Raw genomic sequence first — 15,053 nt, 5'->3', positions numbered from 1 at the left:
GTCAGCCCCTGCCGTCTACGTCAGGCGTGCTCTCGCCCTCACGGATGAAGCCGTGCCAGCAACCGTGGCAATTGACGGAGGGTGACAGGGTCGGCTTCTCGCGGTCGCCGTTCCATTCCCATGTCGCGCCATTGCTGTTCCGCTGAGGCGATAGCGGCACCATGCATCGGGCGCCGGGATGGGTTTTCCCGCGGGACCCCGGACAGGGAAACGAGAACCACTTCGGGCGGCCGCCCTCGCCCTGGCCCATGAACATGAACTTTGCGGGCGGCTGTTCGTCTTCTTCGAACATCGCGTCGGCTTGGCTGTCATCGCTCATGCCGCAGCGATCCTTTCCGGCGGTGCGTCGGCCAGTTCCTGAGCCCGGGCGAGCACGGCGCAGGCCCTATCGATCCAGGCATCGACGGCGGGATCGTCCCGCAGCTCTTCGATCACAGTGCGGGCATGCTCGACAGTGGTGCGGTCCCGGCCCATGACGCGGGCCACTCGAGTCGCGTTCCAGCCATTGTTGATCGAGAGAGCATAGACCGTGAGCTGACGGGCAAGCGTGGCCCGGGCCGAGTGCCGGGTCGGCGCCATGATCTCGTCCGGGGTCGAATTGCACAGGCTGGCCATGACATGCACCACGCGCATCGCGTGATCGCGGTCCTCGACCGAGGGTGCCGGCGGCGGTTCATCCGGCGTGTCGGGAACGGTCGAGGCGTCACCGGGTGTGCGGGGAACGAACCGGAGGGCGCGGAGGTCTTCGCGCTTCATGCCGGGATGGATGACGCCCTTGCGGATCGCGGTCTCGATCGTGTCAGCATCGAGGCGGACCATTTCGGCGAGGATCGACCAGCGGGGAGGCAAATCCGCAGCCCGCGTAGGATTTGAGAGAACGGGGTGCGAGGCGATCTGGACCAACCGAAGCGCAACATTGACGCCGAACGGCAACCGCGACTCGACGAGCGATTCCCATTGGCCGTGCGCCGTCTCGCTCTTGAGGCGGACGAGCAGGCGTCCGGTCTCGATGATCGACGAGACCATCGACGACCAGGTGCGGTTGATTTCGCCGACGATCTGGTCGACCGCCGCCGACTCGGCCGCCTCGGCAATCCGGTCAAGGCTCGCGCCTTGCCCGCTCTCTGCATCGTTGGCTGCGGTCATCATGGCTTTGCATCCTTTGCGGCTTCGGGTGCGTGGGGATTTCCGGGCGGCGGCGCCGGAACGGTCAGGCCCTTTGCATGGGCGGCGCAGTAGGCGCGGCCCGCCTTCTGCTTTCGGCCGCAAAAGCGGTGCGGCGCCTCGGCGGTCAGCGCGTAGCGGCATTGGCCGTCGCGGATCTCGATGATCGTCAGGCCATCCTCGACCGATTGGCCCGGAAGCAGGCGCGGTTTCCTGATCCACACCCTCGCCAGTCCGGCCTTGCGCTCAGGCGAAGGCTCTGCCGGCGCATCGCGGCTGGCCCTGCCTTTGCTGTTCATCCGGCCCTGTTGGCGGTTCGTCTCAACGCTGCGCGGCGGCAGGCCCAGGCGGCTGACCTTGCCGGTCACCGCCATCTTCGTGCGACCATTGGCGAATTCGGCGTTGAGTCGCGAAGCGACCACCGGTGCGGTGTGGCCCTCGCCCCACAGTGTGCGCAGACGGACGATTTCCGCCTCGCCCCATTCCGCAGAGATCGCCTTGGCGGCCCCATCGGCGCTCAAAGCTTCATCCCCCCATGCGGCTTCGTCGTCTCGAAGTGATAGGCGCAGACGCCGAGCGTCTCGCCGCAAGCCGTCTTCATCTTCGGCTCGCCGCAGACAGCGAAGCCCTTGCGGCGGTCGGGACGCTGGCACGTCGTCGGCGCCGGGGCGCGTCGATGCGGCGCCGGCTTGGCCGCTTGCGTCGGCAAAAGGACGTTGGTGAAGCTCAGGACCTGGCTGACATAGGACCGACTGCAATTGAGCCGACGTGATATCTCGGCGCCGTGGACGCCGTCGGCGTCGAGCGCCTTGATCTGCTCCCGGAGGGCTTTGTGCGAACCGGTCATGCCGCCGCCCCCCGTGGCCGCTCGACCCGGTACTTCGCGTAGAGGTCATCCGGGTAGAGCCCGGCCGCCTCAGGATCATCCGGCTTGACCGGGCAGCCGAATTCACGGCCCCGCCACGCCCCGCCGCTGCCGTATTGGTAGAAGCATCGCTCGAGGTTCAGCCGGCGCTCGTCTTCGGGCGTGGCCTTCGCCGCTGCCTCGGCCGGTTGCAGGAAGGCGTCGAAGCGATTGTCGTTCAGCCAGACGTGGATGCCAGGGCAGAACCTGCCCTGCTCTTTCCGGGCGTCAGGTGTGCGCAGGAAGGCATGCCAGGCCGCGAGCAACTGCTCCGCGGCGATATCCTTCCGGGCCTTGAGGATCCTCGAGACGGATTCGGCGACACGCTTCTTGCTTGATCGCTCCCGGGACTGCGGGGGGCCTGCGTCCCAGATGGCTTTCAGGACCGGACCAAGGTCAGGCCGGTCAGGCGCCTGTTCCGGTTCCTTCCGGTTAAGTTCCGGTTCATCCTTATAGAGACCACCTGAAATCCGGGGGTCTAAAGGCTGGTTTTTTAGAGGTCTAACGCCTGTATTTTGGACCTCTAAAATCTGGGGGTCTAAAATATGGAGGTGTAACTCGAAGTCCCGGCGGCTACCTTTGCCGCGCCCCAGCGCCTTCGTATGCCGGGTCAGGAAGCCCCAATCTTCGAGTTCCTTGATGCAGGCCGCGACGGTACTGTCGGCCAACCCGCTCTTTTCCTCGATCCATTCCTGCGACGGAAAGCATGCCCCGGTATGGCCATTGTGCGCCTCGGCCAGCAGCATCAGGACGAGCTTGTGCGACCCCTTCACTTTCGCCTCTACGGCCCATGTCATCGCCTTGTTGCTCAAAGCAGCCCCTCCTGTTGCAATTCCCGCTTGTCGGCGCAGACCGTATTCGTCTCGAACTCGACGTGGACTTTGATCGTGCCGGGCTTGCCCTGGCGCACCTTGGCGGCGATCAGTTCGACGACGCCCTCAGCCTCGCGCAATTCGTTCTGCCACTCATGCCACTTGGTGTTCGTGGTCGACGGCCCACCCTTCGGCTCTTCCTTCGCGAGGTAGTATTCATCGCGGTAGACGAAGACGACCGCATCGGCGTCCTGTTCGATGGCACCGGAGGCGCGAAGGTCGGAAAGCTGCGGGCGCTTGTTGTCGCGCTGCTCGACCTCGCGGCTGAGCTGCGAGAGGCAGATGATCGGCACACCGAGTTCTTTCGCGAGGGCTTTCAGCCCCTTGGTGACCTTGCCGATGGCGCCGGCGTCATTCTCGCCGCGCCCGATCTCGTACTGGATCAGCTGCAGGTAATCGATGATCACAAGGTCGAGGCCGCCCAGCTTCCGGGACGCTTGCCGGCATCCGGCGACGATCTCTGGCAAGGTCAGGTCGCCCGTGGTGTGCCAGGCCACCGTCTTCGGCAGATGGGCGACGGCCGCCTTCAGGATGGCCGCCTCGTTCTGCCCGATACGGCCCTTGCGGATGTTGCGGTAGGGCACCTTCCCCTTGCGCTGGAAACGCGCGGCCATCGACATGACGCGGTGCGCCAGCGGATCATCATCCATCTCGAGTGAGAAGAAGGCGCAGCGGGCGGGGTGCTCGAAGCCTTCCTGATCCCGGCGCAGCGACCGGTGGGCGAGGTGGAGGCTGATGGCGGTCTTGCCCATGCCGGGACGCCCGGCCAGGACAATCAGGTCGCCGGGGTGCATCTTGCCGAGCTGCTCATCGAGATCCGCGAGGCCCGTCGATATCCCGGCCGGCAGCGGCTTTCCTGAAGCGAGTGTTTCGCTGATCCGACCGATCACCCCGTCCATGACCTCGTCGGCCATGTTGATCTGCCGGGTGCGGATCATCGCGCTCTTGAGGATCGACTCGAGGCCCGCGCTGGCGTCCATCGCCGCCGCTTGCCCGTTCCTGTCGACCGGCATCAGCGTGGCGTCGGCCTGTACGTCGGCGCCGAACCTGATCAACGCGCGCCGGGTCCAGAGGTCCCGGATGATCCAGGCGTAGTCCCGGATCTCGGGGCCGAACGCGGCGGCGTCGATCAGGTCGAGGAGGTATTTCGTGCCGCCAATCTCGGTCAGCTTTTCTTCGGCATGGAAGTGCTCCGAGAGCGTGACACCGTCTGCGGTGTGGCCCGCAGCGATCTGGGCGGCGATGACTTCGAAGAGGTGCCGGTGGGCCGGGGCGTAGAAGTGCTCCGCCTCGATCAATTCCGAGACGGACTTGAATGCCGTGTTGTCGAAGAGAATGGCGCCAAGCACCGCCGCTTCAGCGGCCAGGTTGTGCGGCGGCGCGATGGAGGCGGAGCCGTCAGCCATCAGGCGGCCTCCGCCATGTTCGCGCGGATGACGCCGGCAAGCACCTTGTGGATCGGGAGGCCTTGCGCCTTGGCGCGCACCGATGCCGTCCCGGTCAGAGTGTCCTGCCCGTGGCGGCGAAGCACACGGATGATGGCCTCGTCCTCTACCGGGATCCCGTTGCCCCAGATGATGGCCTCGATCGCCTTAAGCGTACCGCCCTTGATCGGGGTCAGGCCGGCCGCAACGCCGATCGCCACCGCGCGCTTGACGTAGACCGGGCCTCCCCGCTTCGCGAGCATCTTGAGCTGGCCGACGCAAATCAGATCGCCGGGTTGATAGACGCCCAGCGCCGGCGGCCCCTTGAGGATGCGGCCCCCGGCCGACTGGACGCCCCGCTGAACCTCCGCGGCGATCTCGTCGCCGGCGGCGAGCTCGGCAAAGAACACCTGCATCGGCGTCATGGCGAGGCGGTCCTGATTGAGGCTGACGAAGTCGGCCGCGCATTCAGCGACCGTCTTGCCGCGCGTGATCAGGCAGGGAAGCGACTCGATCCCGCCGTGCGTCGCGGCGGCGATTGCCGTGTGCTGACCATCGATCACCTCGAAAGCGCCACCTTTGGTTTCGACGACCGAAAGCGCCTTGACGCGCCCCCAATCGAAGCCGGCGACCATCCGCCGGATTATGCGGTGCGAGCGCTCGGAAAGGCTGCGCTGGTATTCATCGTTGATGACGAGGGCCGACAGCGGAAGCCAGGTCAGCTCGGGCCGCACCTTCAGGGAGGCGGGCGAAATGTCGGGCGCCTTTATGGGCGCAATGGGGCGAAGGAGATCAGACACGTGCCACCTCGTCGAACTTGCCCGCCTCGTTGCCCCATGTGTCCCAGCCGGGGCGCGACTGCCGGCTGAAAAGGTCGAGGCGCCGAAGCGCCCCCTGTCCCATCGCTTCCGCCTCCCGATAGGCCTCTTCGGGCTTGCGCGAATGTTCGCGCGCCGGGCCTTCGATCACGGTGCGGACGTTCTTAGCGGTCTTCGGATTCCCAAGCGTCCCGATCAGGAAAGGCTCAGAGGCGCAGCGCAGCCGGTAGCCCGTGCCAAAGGCCAGCTTGCCGGTCTTGGTCCGCTTCACCCAGACCCCGCTCGTGACATAGCGGAACCCCCATGCATCCATGACGTCGAGCGCCTCGCGCAACATCGGATGGGTTGCCCAGAGCCAAAGCAGACAGTCGCCGCGCCCGAGGTGTGAGACAGGCATCGCCTTGATGGCGTCGAGATCCATGAGGTCGTAGTGAGCCGACGCCGCCTTGTGCTTGCCCTTGTCTGACCACGACTCGAACGACCACGGCGGGTCGGCCATGATCAGGTCATAGGAGAGAGGCAGGAGCGTTTCGAACATCACATCCCACCCCTAAGCGGGTTCGAGTTCGCGATCCTTACGGGTGTCTTGAGCCAATGTTCCCCGAGGAAATCGGCAACCAAGGAGACCGACATCCCGAGAAGGGCCCAGCTAGCCAGTGCCAACGTCGTCACGACCGCGAACTTCAGTGACGCCCTCACAGCAGGGTCTCCCCGGCTTCGGCGCCAGCGGCGCGGCGGCAGGCTTCCCAGGCCTTGAACTCTTCCGGGTGCCAATGCTTCACCGCAACGAGCCAGACCGCGCAGGCGTCGGCCTCGTCGTGCCCCTTGGGGTCGAATCCCCAGAGCTGGGCGCGCGGCACGGCCACCTTCTTCGCCTCGGCCGACTTCAGACCGCCGTTGCCGTAGCAGAGCTTCTTGGCCTCGGTGTTCGAGACCTGCCGGGCCGGTATCCCGCGCCGGGCACATTCCATTTCGAGGACGCCGGCAAGGCCGTACAGCTTCCGCGCCGTCTCGAGGTTCAGCGCGGCGAAGGGCCGGACGGGCTTCTCGAAAGCGACGAGCTTGATCTGGTCGCCTTTGAGGAAACCGTCGAGCCAGCGGCTATGGGCGAGCAGTAGCCCGCCGATGTCCTCACGAAACGGCGGCAGGCGGAACGACCCGGTTTCAACCGGGCCGCCCGCTTCGCCGATGCACCAGCCCGAGCAGCTGGCGGAAAGGTCGAACGCTGCAATCACGCGTTCGCCCTCGCCCGCTTCGGACCTTCCTTGACCTTCGGCGGGTCAAACATGTCCGGCTGCTGATCAAACCCCATCGCGGTCCCGGAGCGCATCAGGGCGTTCCAGGCGTGCGAGCGGTTCGCCGCGTCTTCGATCTGGTCGAACTTGCGGATGATCTTGGAGATCCAGACCGGGACGCCGTGTGTGGCCTCGAACTCTTTCAGTTCGGCCTTCTGGCTCTCCGCGATCTCCTTCTTCTCGTCCTGCTTTTCCTCGTAGGACGCGAGCATGGACCGGATGTCGCCACCCGTCGCCGGGACCGCCTCGCGGCGATCCTCGTCTTCCGTATCGTTGATGTCCTTTGCCATGAGGCAAGGCCTCCTATCGTCAGTCGGCGGATTGAAAGCGGGCCTAGCGGCCAGCAGCGCGACGAGGCTCCGCCGGGGCGCCTGTCTCGATCTGGTTGAGTTCCTGCGCGCCCCAATCAATCAGGGCGCAGCCGTCAGCGATCAGCACCGGGTCATTCATCCGGCGGCCCAGGTCGCGCAGCCCCTCGCCGAGCTGGATCTTGCCCAGCGCGCCGCTGCGCCGCCGGCTGACGCGCGCCGCCAGCGATTTGATCCGCAGACGAAGCACCGCCCTTTCCAAGACGCGCTTCAAGGCGCGCCACCTCTTCCCGAAGGTCATCGATTTGTCTCGCCATTCGTTGTTCGTGTGTCTCGACTTCTGGCGAGAACAGCGCGAGCAGGCCTTCCCGGCCCATGTCTGAAATGATCGCGAGCAGGGCTTCGCCCTTCGGCTCGCGGGCTTCCTCTACCCAGCCCCGCGCAGTGCGCAGGTCAGATTGTGTGATTGAAGCGGCGTGCTTCGCCGCGTCCCTGCCGAAGCGCCAGCGCAGGTATCTCTGAACGCGCTGCCCCAACGTTTCCCGGGCATCCCCGACCTCGATTTGCATGTGTCACTTGCTCCATAGCTTTCCGAGGAAGGAGGGCGGATGAAACGAGCCGATGAACTTCGAGACGAGGCCGCGTGTCTGGACAGGGCGGCGGCCTTCCTCTTCGCCGAGGCGATGCGCAAGCGCGCCCTCGCTTCGGAAATGGACAGGATTGGCGGGACGGAGGGCGCCCGGGGAGGAGATCGAATCCCCCCGCCCCGCCTCGACAGCCAGCGCCGGGGACATGGCGCTTGACCGGCGTTCAAGTTCGGCCGCAAGGCCGGGCGTGTCCCGCACCAGCGATGGCACGGCCTCGTCGGGCACCTGGCCGGACAAGATGCAGGCCGCGAGGTCGAAGGCGCGGGTCATGGCGAGGCCTCCGCGGCACCCTGACCGGCAATCTCCTCAATTTTCGAAAGGCCGCCTTCCAGCTTGCGCAGGTTTTCAATCGCGCGCGTTCCCCAGGCGGGCTGAAGCATCTCGTGAACCGTGGAGTAAGGAAGCCCGGAGACCTCACTGACCTGGCCCAGAGTGATCTTCTTGTCTGCAACCAGTTGGCGAATGCGGGTGATGGCATGGTCGATCATGCGTCTGGTATTTTCCGCAACTTCGGATTTGTCAACCGATTATTCCGAAATAGCGGAAATGACGCTCCGCGACCGCGCGCTTAAGCAGGCGGCATGGTGGATTCGAACAAGAAGCTTCGGGCGGCGATCAAGGCGGCCGGGATCCGGAAGATCTCGGAAGCGGCCGGCGTACCCTACAACACACTGCACACCTTCCTGAACGATCCCGCCCGGAACCTCCGGGGCGACAACCTCGAAAAGGTGCAGAAGGCGCTGGGCGAGTTCGGCGCGCCGCTGCCTGACAGCGACGTCCGGCAAGTCGCCATCTACGACATCCGGGCGTCCGCGGGCGCCGGCGCCCTCGTCGAGGACGGCACGCCGTCAGGCTGGCAGCCCTATCGGGCCTCAGAGATCGACCGCTGGAACATCGAAGACTTGGCCGTAATCCAGGTGGGCGGCGATTCGATGTGGGAAACCCTGCACGACGGCGACAAGGTTCTGGTCAATCGGGGCGAGCGGCGGATCGTGAAGCCGGGGATCTACATTCTCGCCTACGAAGGCGAGCTGCTTGTGAAACGCTGTCAGCGCAACCTGAACGACGGCTCGGTCATGGTGTCATCCGACAACCCGGCCTACGCCTCGTTCAAGGTCGACGACCCTGAAGTGCTCAACGTGATCGGCCGCGTCGTCTGGATCGGGCGGGCGCTGGGTTAGCCCGCGCCGCTTAGAATTCGTCAGCTTGCGCCGCCGACTTGTGCTCATAGTTGACGCCCAGAAAACCATCGTCGCCGCCGCAGAACATGCACGAGATCCCAATCGTGAGATCGCCGTCACGAAACTCATTCTTGTATAGGCGAAGGAATTGCGAGTCCTGCATTTTGGCGGGCATTTCATAAAGCGGAGCGCCATACCTGCGATTCAGCAGCGCCTCCACGGCGTGGTAGTCGACGGAGTTCGGGATCTCGCCCGTGTCATCCTTGCTCATCCGAAGCACGACCATATCAAGCGCGTCGCCGCTCATGATGAAGAAAACGTCGAAAATCTCGCCACCGATCGATCGGTCGTCGAGATAGAGAAGCGCAAGTCGATCCTCGGTGTATTCGACCGGCTTGTCGAAGGCCAACACGTCAGGAAACGCCTGCCGTATCTGCTCCAGGGAATCCCCCTTTTTTGCGCCCTGCCAAAGCTCCTGAGCACTCGCCGGCACGGTCAAGGCCATCGCCGCAAGAGCCAATACAACGATCGTTTTTCTGAACATTTTTATCCCCTTCGTAATGCCATCGTGAGTCGTCAGATGCCGCCAACGCGGGTTAGAGCGGCGCGTAGCGCGGCACTTCGCGTTCTTCGACTTCGCCCGCCCTGCGGGCCATGTCATAGGCCAGATGCCGGATTTCCCTCAGGATCGGCGTCACCGCAAAGACGATCAGGCTGACCTGCACGAGCCCCGCTCCTAGCCAGAGCGGGATCGGGCCGGCATATGGGTCTGCGATGGCCCACGTGATCAGCACACAGGCCACAAGCAGAGACAGCCAGGCGACGGCGATTCCGGATCCGCCCTGCGCGTTCGGCAGCGGTGGGCGGTTCCAGATCTTCATCTTGCGGGTTGCTGGCGTTTTGGTCATGGGCTCGTCCCTCTTCTCTTCAATCCGTTAGCTGGCGGGGTCCGCCGCCAGGGCGCAGGAGCACCATGGCGCATCGCACTCCGCGGGCGGCCACTCGCCTGCCCTGGGCACAGGAATCATCGCGCGGTCATGGCGCCGGGCGTAGTCGCACGCGCGGGCTCCCCCCGCGTAGATCCTGCATTTGCTCAAGCCGAGCGTACGCGCCTGACTGAATGTCCCTTCAAACGACACGGCACTCAGCGCCCGATGGTAGATCGTCTCGGCGGCGTCCACGGGATCCGCCTGCCCCGCCGGTGAAAGCGAGTTCCAATATTCGCGGTCCATCTTGATGCTGCCGCGCAGGCCCAGCGCCTTGAGTTCATCCTTCGTGAGCGCCGCGTCCCCGTCAGAGCATCTGACCTTCAGGGGCGACTCCGCGTTCCGGAGCACGTACAGCAGCCGGACCGCGATCTCCGCTTTTCCATTTTCGGAAAACTTGCCTGATCGGTTCACTTCCGACACCACGAGCTCGATGGCGCGGGCCGGTTGGGATTTCCATAAATCGGAGCTGGTCACTGTGGAAGCATGTCTTCGGCAGCGCGCATCTTCGCGCGTGCTGTGGTCAGTTTGGCCATTGCGGATTCATATCGAGGTAACACCTCGTTGATCTCAGTAAGGTCGCCCTTCGCCTCAGCCAAATCCATCTCGAACCGAAGACACGCCAACGCCGTCTCGCCGCGACTCTTGCTGGCATAGAACGTTGCGCACTCCGCGCCTTGCTCACGATAAACCTGCATTTCAATGCGGCATCGGTCAGCTTGGTGTGCCTGCTCTTCAAACAGGGCAATGTTGTCCTCGTGTGAACACGCCCGAGCGGGCGCTGCAGCCGTCAGCCCCAACGCCAACGCTATCAGAAACCGCATTTCCCTCTCCACCTGCCGCCGACCGACTTGAAACTTAGCGTTAACGCGGAGGGAGCGGAAAAAATATTCCGAAGTTTCGGAATCTTGTGTTGACGATTCCGCAATTGCGGAATAGCGTCCTTTCAACCCACAGGGAGAAAGCGATGCAACAACGACCCGCCACCGAGGCAGAATACCTCCGCCAGTTTGGCTACGCGCCGGGCAGCGCGGTCGGCAAGCTGGGCTGGGAATTCTTCTCCGCCCCGAACGACGCGGCCCGCATCAAGCTGGGCGCCATGATCGGGTGGACGGTGCCGGCCAACGAGGCGGAACGCCAAGCCCTCGAAGCCTTCGACCGCAGCGTCGAGCGCCTCCGGGTCAAGCACGGGGTCGCAGCATGACCCTCGTCATTGACCTACGCTCGCCCGAGGAGCGCCGCGCGGCAGCTATTGCCGACACCGAGGAAGCCCGCGCCGCTGAAGCCCGGCTGCAGCTGCTGGCCACTCACAAGGCGGCCACGGCGGGCGCGCTTGAAAGCCTCGAACAGACCCTCAAGGCGCGCATGGCCCCGCACGTCCAGCGCAAGGTTGAACTGCGCCGCGCTATCGAATTTCTCGAAGCGCTTGAAAGCGAGACCGACGACGCGATCGTCGCGGTTCAGGACGACTTGGCGCCGGCCATTGCCGCGGCCGAGGCCGACGCCGCCGCCGCCGACCTGGCTCATTGGGAAGCGTGGAAGGCGGCGCGCCAATGAAGCCGAAGCGTCTCTCCGCCGACGGTCAGGCCCGGCTCGACTTTGCCCGTGAGCGTCTGATCGGCGCCTACCGCCTGAAGGCATTCGCCGAGGCCGCCGGCGTCAAATCTGACATCGCCCCCGACGCCTTCCGCCAGCTTGAGCGGGACGTTGAGCGCGCCCGGCAAGGCAAACCCATCCCGGCCTATGACGCCCTCGGCGGGCGAGGCCTCTGGAACAATCGAAAGGACGAAGCGGCATGACCGACTCCGAGATCATCGAACACCTGATCGAGGCGCAGCGCGGCCTGATGGGCGCGCAGGCGCAGCTCGTCGCCGCGATCGAGGAAGTGAATTCCGAGCGCCCGGCAGTGGTGGAATACGGCGCGCGCCTTGAGACCGCGCACTTGGCCGTGGCCAAAGCGCTCGAGCACAACACCGACTTCACCCGATACGCGCGAAAGGCCGCCGAAGGGCTGCTGCAGCGCATCGCTCCGGAGGCGCCCTTCTGATGAGCACCGTCGAATATACCGAGGCCCAGCTGGAGCGCGTTCAGGAAGCCGCCGACGCGCTGATCCTGACAATGGCCGATTGCTTCAACGCCGAAACTCCGGCGGCTTTCCTAGCCAATGTGATCGGCCAGGTGATGGTGGCGCAGAACCGCCACACTGGAAACCAGATCACGTCCGCAGATGCCGCCAAAGCGGCGATCGCAGGCCTGCTCTACGCGGTGCCCGCGCCCGGCCACCTCGCCTCCCTGTCTATCGCCGTGACCTATGCGACCGGCCGCGCCATCGATATCGCAAGGGGCCAAGCATGATCACCGAAGCCTTTGGCCTGCCGATCCGCACACTGAGCGACGGCGAGCAGATCACCGAGAACGGGCTCTACTACGTCCCGATGTCCCGGTATCACCGCGATCCCGATCTTTGCGACGGCTTCGCGGTCAGCAACAGCCGGCTTAGGCTGGTCGACCGCTGCCCGGAGAAGCTGAAGGCACGTTACGACGAAGAGGAAGGCGAGTCCGATACGAAGGCGACCACCTTCGGGAGGATGGCCCATGCGCTCTGCATCGAGGGCCGCTTCCCCTCCGATATCGCGGTCAGCCCCTTCCGCGACTTCTCCAGCAACGAGGGGAAGGAAGGCCCGCACGAAGGCTTCGACAGCTTCCTGAAGTTCAAGAAGGCGTGGAAGGCCGAGCAGGAAGCGGCGGGCAAGACCATCTTCAGGCAGGACGAGATCGATGACGTCTATTCAATGGCTGAGCGTCTGGCCCGCGAGCCCATGGTCAAGGACGGCCTCTTTTCCGGCCCACTCGAAGTCACGGTCGCGGCGCGCGATCCTGAGACCGGAATCTGGATGCTCGCGCGCCCGGATAGTCTGCCTACGGATACGATCTGGGGTGATTACAAGACCACGCGGAGCGCCGATCCCGAGGATCTGCGATTTGCCATCAAGAACTATGGCTATCACTGCCAGGCGGCCTTCAGCGCAGAAGTCATCGCCCGTGCCACCGGCCGCGTATTGGAGACTTTCGCGCTGATCGCGCAGGAGAAGAAAAGCCCCTTCGTAGTGACCATCGCCCCGATCGATGACGAGGCGATCGAATGGGGCGCGCGGGAGAACCGCCGCGCCCTGCGCCGCCTTGAGCACTGCATCAAGACCGACAGCTGGCCCGCCTATTCCGAAGGCCCGGTCACAGTCGGCCTGCCCGCCAACCACGTGAAATGGCTGCGCGAGAACGACGCCCTTTTCCCCCAAGTCCCGTCTCTGAAGGAGATTGCAAATGCCCGATACCCAGCAACAGTCTGACGACATGAGCCCCGCCGTGATCGAGCGGCCGGGCACCCTGCCTCAAGCCGTCAAGGCCGGCGACCGGGTGCCGATGACCAGCTTCGGCGGCTCGTTCATGGTCGCCCCCCAGAGCCTCGGCGAGCTCGTCGAAATGGCCAAGCTTATGGCCGGCGCCGGGCCGATGGTCGGCAAGGCCGTGCGCGGCAACACCGGCGCCTGCCTGGGCATCATCCTTCAGGCCGGCCGGGTCAACATGGACCCCTTCGCGCTGAGCCTGAAGGCGTACATGGTCAACGATGCCATCGCCTATGAGGCGCAGGCCGTCGCCGCCATGATCTACGCCAGCCCGGTCCTCGACGGGCGCCTCGATTATGAATTCAGCGGATCGGGCGACGAGCTGACCTGCACCGTCCGAGGGCGGATCAAAGGCGAGTCGAAAGAGCGGGTCTACACGTCACCTGCGAAGGGCACGATCAAGACCCAGAATTCGCCGCTCTGGAAAGCCGACCCCGAGCAGCAGCTTGGCTATTACTCCGCCCGCGCATGGGCGCGCCGGCACGTTCCGGACGTCATTATGGGCGTCTATACCCGGGAGGAAGCCGAGGCGATGCCCGGCGGCTTCGTGAACGTCACGCCCGAAAAGGCCGACCCCGCCGAGCGCCTGCTCCAAAATCTTGCCGAGGGCCGCAAGGCATCCGCGCCGGACCAGCCCGAGCCCGACCCGCCGGCGGCGTCGCAGCCGATCCCGGAGAATGAGCCGGACGCGGACGACGACCAGGCCCAACCCCTTGCAGCCGAGACGGAGGGCGAGGCAGGCGAAAAACCAGCTGCCGGGGCCGAGCCGTCCGTCCAGGAGCTTCCGCCCCACCCCGGCGAACTGATCCGCACCAAGAAAGGCGGGCTGGAATATGCCGAGCGGTGGGCCGTCCGTTACCGCGCGCTTCCCGCTGACCAAGAGGACGCGTTCATCGACGAGACCGCCGAGGACTGCCGTCTCGCCAAGGCGCTGAATCCAAAAGCTGAGGACATCATGTCCGACGCAGTCAACTCCCCGAAAACCCCTGTCTGACCCCAACCCCTCGAAAGGAATCCCTTCCCATGCCTGACACCCTCACCCGCGAGCCTGGAAGCCGCTCCCCGACCGAGATCGACAAGCAGGTCGGCCGGAACATCCGCACCCTCCGCACCGAGGCCGACATGACGCTCGACGAGATGGGCGATGCGCTCGGCATCAGCCACCAGCAGCTGCAGAAGTACGAGACGGGCACGAACCGTCTCAGCGCCGGCATGCTGGCCGCTGTGGCCCGCGTCCTTCGCGTCCCGATCCAGTCGCTCTTTGACGAGGAACCGGCGGCCTCGCCCTTCATCCCCGGCAACCTGCGGCGGTCGCTTGAGGCGGCGCAGCGGGCCATTGCGACGGCGCTGGAAGGAGCTGCCGTATGAGCCCGCTCGTCTGCCTCCTCGACGTCGAGACTACCGGCATGGAAGACGACGCTCGAGTCGTCGAGATCGCCGCCATCACGGGCCGCCTGTTTGACCGCGGCGCCCCTATCGAGCGGACGATCAACACGCTGGTCAATCCTGGCGTGCCGATCCCCTGCACAGCCTCGGCGATCCACCACATAACTGATGCGATGGTGCAGAACGCACCGCCGCTCGACGAGGTGATGGAGACCTTCCCCGTCGCCGATCTGTACGTCGCCCACAACGCCGCGTTCGACCGGCGCTTCCTTCCGCACCTGAAGGCCGCGCCCTGGGCCTGCACGCTGAAGGTGGCCTATGCCGAGTTCGACGACGCACCGTCCTACGGCCTTCAGGCGCTCCGGTATTGGCTCGGCACACCCGGCCCGCCGCTCGGCTCAGGCGGCCACGCGCACCGTGCGATGTACGACGTGTGGACCTTGGCCGGGCTATTCGATGACCTACGCTCGCGCGGCTGGACCCGTGAGCGGATGATCGAAGTGTCGGGCCGCCCGCGCCTACTCCGGACGATTCCGTTCGGGAAGCACAAGGGTGCGAAGTTCACAGATGTGCCGGGCGACTATCTCTCATGGCTCCGGCGCCAGACGGATCTGGATGAGGACGTCCAGTTTACGCTCGACCAGCTGGCGGGGGCGCGCTGATG

Annotated in this window: 27 protein-coding genes; 10 read left to right on the top strand and 17 right to left on the bottom strand. The window is 65.1% G+C overall.

Annotation, left to right across the window (positions count from 1 at the left end):
• Window position 1: 1 nt before the first annotated feature.
• From IPK75_12720 to IPK75_12660, 13 genes are all read right to left on the bottom strand, one after another.
• Window positions 2–319, bottom strand: a complete 318-nt coding sequence (locus IPK75_12720; GenBank protein MBK8199219.1) for a hypothetical protein — start codon at window positions 317–319, stop codon at window positions 2–4.
• Window positions 316–1,149, bottom strand: coding sequence for a hypothetical protein (locus IPK75_12715; GenBank protein MBK8199218.1), 834 nt, complete (start codon window positions 1,147–1,149; stop codon window positions 316–318). Before IPK75_12715 ends, IPK75_12720 begins: the two co-directional genes overlap by 4 nt.
• Window positions 1,146–1,685, bottom strand: coding sequence for a hypothetical protein (locus IPK75_12710; GenBank protein ID MBK8199217.1), 540 nt, complete (start codon window positions 1,683–1,685; stop codon window positions 1,146–1,148). Before IPK75_12710 ends, IPK75_12715 begins: the two co-directional genes overlap by 4 nt.
• Complete coding sequence (locus tag IPK75_12705) at window positions 1,682–2,011, bottom strand: hypothetical protein (GenBank protein MBK8199216.1); 330 nt, start codon at window positions 2,009–2,011, stop codon at window positions 1,682–1,684. The genes IPK75_12710 and IPK75_12705 overlap by 4 nt, the downstream gene beginning before the upstream one ends.
• The gene (locus IPK75_12700; GenBank protein ID MBK8199215.1) at window positions 2,008–2,880 is read right to left on the bottom strand and encodes a helix-turn-helix domain-containing protein; all 873 of its coding nucleotides are present in this window, start codon (window positions 2,878–2,880) and stop codon (window positions 2,008–2,010) included. Before IPK75_12700 ends, IPK75_12705 begins: the two co-directional genes overlap by 4 nt.
• Window positions 2,877–4,346 carry an AAA family ATPase gene (locus tag IPK75_12695; GenBank protein ID MBK8199214.1) on the bottom strand — a complete coding sequence of 490 codons (1,470 nt, stop codon included), beginning with the start codon at window positions 4,344–4,346 and terminating at the stop codon, window positions 2,877–2,879. The genes IPK75_12700 and IPK75_12695 overlap by 4 nt, the downstream gene beginning before the upstream one ends.
• Window positions 4,346–5,164: a hypothetical protein gene (locus IPK75_12690; GenBank protein ID MBK8199213.1), complete on the bottom strand. Its 819-nt coding sequence runs from the start codon at window positions 5,162–5,164 to the stop codon at window positions 4,346–4,348. Before IPK75_12690 ends, IPK75_12695 begins: the two co-directional genes overlap by 1 nt.
• Window positions 5,157–5,720 carry a DNA methyltransferase gene (locus IPK75_12685; GenBank protein ID MBK8199212.1) on the bottom strand — a complete coding sequence of 188 codons (564 nt, stop codon included), beginning with the start codon at window positions 5,718–5,720 and terminating at the stop codon, window positions 5,157–5,159. Before IPK75_12685 ends, IPK75_12690 begins: the two co-directional genes overlap by 8 nt.
• A gap of 157 nt (window positions 5,721–5,877) precedes the next feature.
• Window positions 5,878–6,417: a Holliday junction resolvase gene (locus IPK75_12680; GenBank protein MBK8199211.1), complete on the bottom strand. Its 540-nt coding sequence runs from the start codon at window positions 6,415–6,417 to the stop codon at window positions 5,878–5,880.
• A complete protein-coding gene (locus IPK75_12675) occupies window positions 6,414–6,767 on the bottom strand; it encodes a hypothetical protein (protein MBK8199210.1) in 354 nt (117 codons plus the stop codon). The genes IPK75_12680 and IPK75_12675 overlap by 4 nt, the downstream gene beginning before the upstream one ends.
• Window positions 6,768–6,810: 43 nt before the next feature.
• Window positions 6,811–7,059, bottom strand: coding sequence for a hypothetical protein (locus tag IPK75_12670; GenBank protein ID MBK8199209.1), 249 nt, complete (start codon window positions 7,057–7,059; stop codon window positions 6,811–6,813).
• 298 nt (window positions 7,060–7,357) lie between these two features.
• Window positions 7,358–7,702: a hypothetical protein gene (locus IPK75_12665; protein ID MBK8199208.1), complete on the bottom strand. Its 345-nt coding sequence runs from the start codon at window positions 7,700–7,702 to the stop codon at window positions 7,358–7,360.
• On the bottom strand, window positions 7,699–7,920 hold the full coding sequence (locus tag IPK75_12660) for a hypothetical protein (GenBank protein ID MBK8199207.1): 222 nt from the start codon (window positions 7,918–7,920) through the stop codon (window positions 7,699–7,701). The genes IPK75_12665 and IPK75_12660 overlap by 4 nt, the downstream gene beginning before the upstream one ends.
• A gap of 93 nt (window positions 7,921–8,013) precedes the next feature.
• On the opposite strand from IPK75_12660, the gene IPK75_12655 reads away from it, so the two are divergent.
• The gene (locus tag IPK75_12655) at window positions 8,014–8,613 is read left to right on the top strand and encodes a helix-turn-helix transcriptional regulator (GenBank protein MBK8199206.1); all 600 of its coding nucleotides are present in this window, start codon (window positions 8,014–8,016) and stop codon (window positions 8,611–8,613) included.
• A gap of 10 nt (window positions 8,614–8,623) precedes the next feature.
• On the opposite strand, the gene IPK75_12650 is transcribed toward IPK75_12655, so the two are convergent.
• The 4 genes from IPK75_12650 to IPK75_12635 are packed head-to-tail and all read right to left on the bottom strand — an operon-like array spanning window position 8,624 to window position 10,423.
• On the bottom strand, window positions 8,624–9,157 hold the full coding sequence (locus tag IPK75_12650; protein ID MBK8199205.1) for a hypothetical protein: 534 nt from the start codon (window positions 9,155–9,157) through the stop codon (window positions 8,624–8,626).
• 52 nt (window positions 9,158–9,209) lie between these two features.
• Window positions 9,210–9,521 (bottom strand): hypothetical protein, encoded by a 312-nt coding sequence (locus tag IPK75_12645; protein MBK8199204.1) that lies wholly within the window; start codon window positions 9,519–9,521, stop codon window positions 9,210–9,212.
• A 27-nt stretch (window positions 9,522–9,548) separates the two neighbouring features.
• Window positions 9,549–10,076 (bottom strand): hypothetical protein, encoded by a 528-nt coding sequence (locus IPK75_12640; GenBank protein MBK8199203.1) that lies wholly within the window; start codon window positions 10,074–10,076, stop codon window positions 9,549–9,551.
• Entirely contained in the window at window positions 10,073–10,423 is a 351-nt protein-coding gene (locus tag IPK75_12635; protein ID MBK8199202.1) for a hypothetical protein, read from the bottom strand. Before IPK75_12635 ends, IPK75_12640 begins: the two co-directional genes overlap by 4 nt.
• A gap of 143 nt (window positions 10,424–10,566) precedes the next feature.
• Between IPK75_12635 and IPK75_12630 the strand changes: the two genes are divergently transcribed.
• The 9 genes from IPK75_12630 to IPK75_12590 are packed head-to-tail and all read left to right on the top strand — an operon-like array spanning window position 10,567 to window position 15,051.
• On the top strand, window positions 10,567–10,803 hold the full coding sequence (locus IPK75_12630) for a hypothetical protein (GenBank protein MBK8199201.1): 237 nt from the start codon (window positions 10,567–10,569) through the stop codon (window positions 10,801–10,803).
• Window positions 10,800–11,156, top strand: coding sequence for a hypothetical protein (locus IPK75_12625; protein MBK8199200.1), 357 nt, complete (start codon window positions 10,800–10,802; stop codon window positions 11,154–11,156). Before IPK75_12630 ends, IPK75_12625 begins: the two co-directional genes overlap by 4 nt.
• Complete coding sequence (locus IPK75_12620) at window positions 11,153–11,398, top strand: hypothetical protein (GenBank protein MBK8199199.1); 246 nt, start codon at window positions 11,153–11,155, stop codon at window positions 11,396–11,398. The genes IPK75_12625 and IPK75_12620 overlap by 4 nt, the downstream gene beginning before the upstream one ends.
• Entirely contained in the window at window positions 11,395–11,646 is a 252-nt protein-coding gene (locus IPK75_12615; protein ID MBK8199198.1) for a hypothetical protein, read from the top strand. Before IPK75_12620 ends, IPK75_12615 begins: the two co-directional genes overlap by 4 nt.
• The gene (locus IPK75_12610; protein MBK8199197.1) at window positions 11,646–11,954 is read left to right on the top strand and encodes a hypothetical protein; all 309 of its coding nucleotides are present in this window, start codon (window positions 11,646–11,648) and stop codon (window positions 11,952–11,954) included. The genes IPK75_12615 and IPK75_12610 overlap by 1 nt, the downstream gene beginning before the upstream one ends.
• Window positions 11,951–12,946, top strand: a complete 996-nt coding sequence (locus tag IPK75_12605; protein MBK8199196.1) for a PD-(D/E)XK nuclease-like domain-containing protein — start codon at window positions 11,951–11,953, stop codon at window positions 12,944–12,946. The genes IPK75_12610 and IPK75_12605 overlap by 4 nt, the downstream gene beginning before the upstream one ends.
• Window positions 12,921–13,997 carry a recombinase RecT gene (locus IPK75_12600; protein ID MBK8199195.1) on the top strand — a complete coding sequence of 359 codons (1,077 nt, stop codon included), beginning with the start codon at window positions 12,921–12,923 and terminating at the stop codon, window positions 13,995–13,997. The genes IPK75_12605 and IPK75_12600 overlap by 26 nt, the downstream gene beginning before the upstream one ends.
• Window positions 13,998–14,026: 29 nt before the next feature.
• A complete protein-coding gene (locus tag IPK75_12595) occupies window positions 14,027–14,371 on the top strand; it encodes a helix-turn-helix transcriptional regulator (protein MBK8199194.1) in 345 nt (114 codons plus the stop codon).
• On the top strand, window positions 14,368–15,051 hold the full coding sequence (locus IPK75_12590; protein ID MBK8199193.1) for a DUF3820 family protein: 684 nt from the start codon (window positions 14,368–14,370) through the stop codon (window positions 15,049–15,051). Before IPK75_12595 ends, IPK75_12590 begins: the two co-directional genes overlap by 4 nt.
• Window positions 15,052–15,053 lie beyond the last annotated feature (2 nt).

This window comes from Acidobacteriota bacterium (assembly GCA_016712445.1).
GTDB lineage: Bacteria > Pseudomonadota > Alphaproteobacteria > Caulobacterales > Hyphomonadaceae > Hyphomonas.
The sequence above is the reverse complement of the archived record's forward strand: the minus strand, read 5'-3'. Positions and strand labels throughout refer to the sequence as shown.

What these genes read in the sequence shown, in the direction of transcription:
- IPK75_12715 (MBK8199218.1), bottom strand. Translation starts at nt 1,149, where the DNA reads ATGATGACCGCAGCCAACGATGCAGAGAGCGGGCAAGGCGCGAGCCTT.
- IPK75_12720 (MBK8199219.1), bottom strand. Translation starts at nt 319, where the DNA reads ATGAGCGATGACAGCCAAGCCGACGCGATGTTCGAAGAAGACGAACAG.
- IPK75_12620 (MBK8199199.1), top strand. Translation starts at nt 11,153, where the DNA reads ATGAAGCCGAAGCGTCTCTCCGCCGACGGTCAGGCCCGGCTCGACTTT.
- IPK75_12595 (MBK8199194.1), top strand. Translation starts at nt 14,027, where the DNA reads ATGCCTGACACCCTCACCCGCGAGCCTGGAAGCCGCTCCCCGACCGAG.
- IPK75_12605 (MBK8199196.1), top strand. Translation starts at nt 11,951, where the DNA reads ATGATCACCGAAGCCTTTGGCCTGCCGATCCGCACACTGAGCGACGGC.
- IPK75_12610 (MBK8199197.1), top strand. Translation starts at nt 11,646, where the DNA reads ATGAGCACCGTCGAATATACCGAGGCCCAGCTGGAGCGCGTTCAGGAA.
- IPK75_12645 (MBK8199204.1), bottom strand. Translation starts at nt 9,521, where the DNA reads ATGACCAAAACGCCAGCAACCCGCAAGATGAAGATCTGGAACCGCCCA.
- IPK75_12655 (MBK8199206.1), top strand. Translation starts at nt 8,014, where the DNA reads ATGGTGGATTCGAACAAGAAGCTTCGGGCGGCGATCAAGGCGGCCGGG.
- IPK75_12705 (MBK8199216.1), bottom strand. Translation starts at nt 2,011, where the DNA reads ATGACCGGTTCGCACAAAGCCCTCCGGGAGCAGATCAAGGCGCTCGAC.
- IPK75_12685 (MBK8199212.1), bottom strand. Translation starts at nt 5,720, where the DNA reads ATGTTCGAAACGCTCCTGCCTCTCTCCTATGACCTGATCATGGCCGAC.
- IPK75_12630 (MBK8199201.1), top strand. Translation starts at nt 10,567, where the DNA reads ATGCAACAACGACCCGCCACCGAGGCAGAATACCTCCGCCAGTTTGGC.
- IPK75_12650 (MBK8199205.1), bottom strand. Translation starts at nt 9,157, where the DNA reads ATGTTCAGAAAAACGATCGTTGTATTGGCTCTTGCGGCGATGGCCTTG.
- IPK75_12590 (MBK8199193.1), top strand. Translation starts at nt 14,368, where the DNA reads ATGAGCCCGCTCGTCTGCCTCCTCGACGTCGAGACTACCGGCATGGAA.
- IPK75_12665 (MBK8199208.1), bottom strand. Translation starts at nt 7,702, where the DNA reads ATGACCCGCGCCTTCGACCTCGCGGCCTGCATCTTGTCCGGCCAGGTG.
- IPK75_12625 (MBK8199200.1), top strand. Translation starts at nt 10,800, where the DNA reads ATGACCCTCGTCATTGACCTACGCTCGCCCGAGGAGCGCCGCGCGGCA.
- IPK75_12675 (MBK8199210.1), bottom strand. Translation starts at nt 6,767, where the DNA reads ATGGCAAAGGACATCAACGATACGGAAGACGAGGATCGCCGCGAGGCG.
- IPK75_12615 (MBK8199198.1), top strand. Translation starts at nt 11,395, where the DNA reads ATGACCGACTCCGAGATCATCGAACACCTGATCGAGGCGCAGCGCGGC.
- IPK75_12660 (MBK8199207.1), bottom strand. Translation starts at nt 7,920, where the DNA reads ATGATCGACCATGCCATCACCCGCATTCGCCAACTGGTTGCAGACAAG.
- IPK75_12695 (MBK8199214.1), bottom strand. Translation starts at nt 4,346, where the DNA reads ATGGCTGACGGCTCCGCCTCCATCGCGCCGCCGCACAACCTGGCCGCT.
- IPK75_12600 (MBK8199195.1), top strand. Translation starts at nt 12,921, where the DNA reads ATGCCCGATACCCAGCAACAGTCTGACGACATGAGCCCCGCCGTGATC.
- IPK75_12635 (MBK8199202.1), bottom strand. Translation starts at nt 10,423, where the DNA reads ATGCGGTTTCTGATAGCGTTGGCGTTGGGGCTGACGGCTGCAGCGCCC.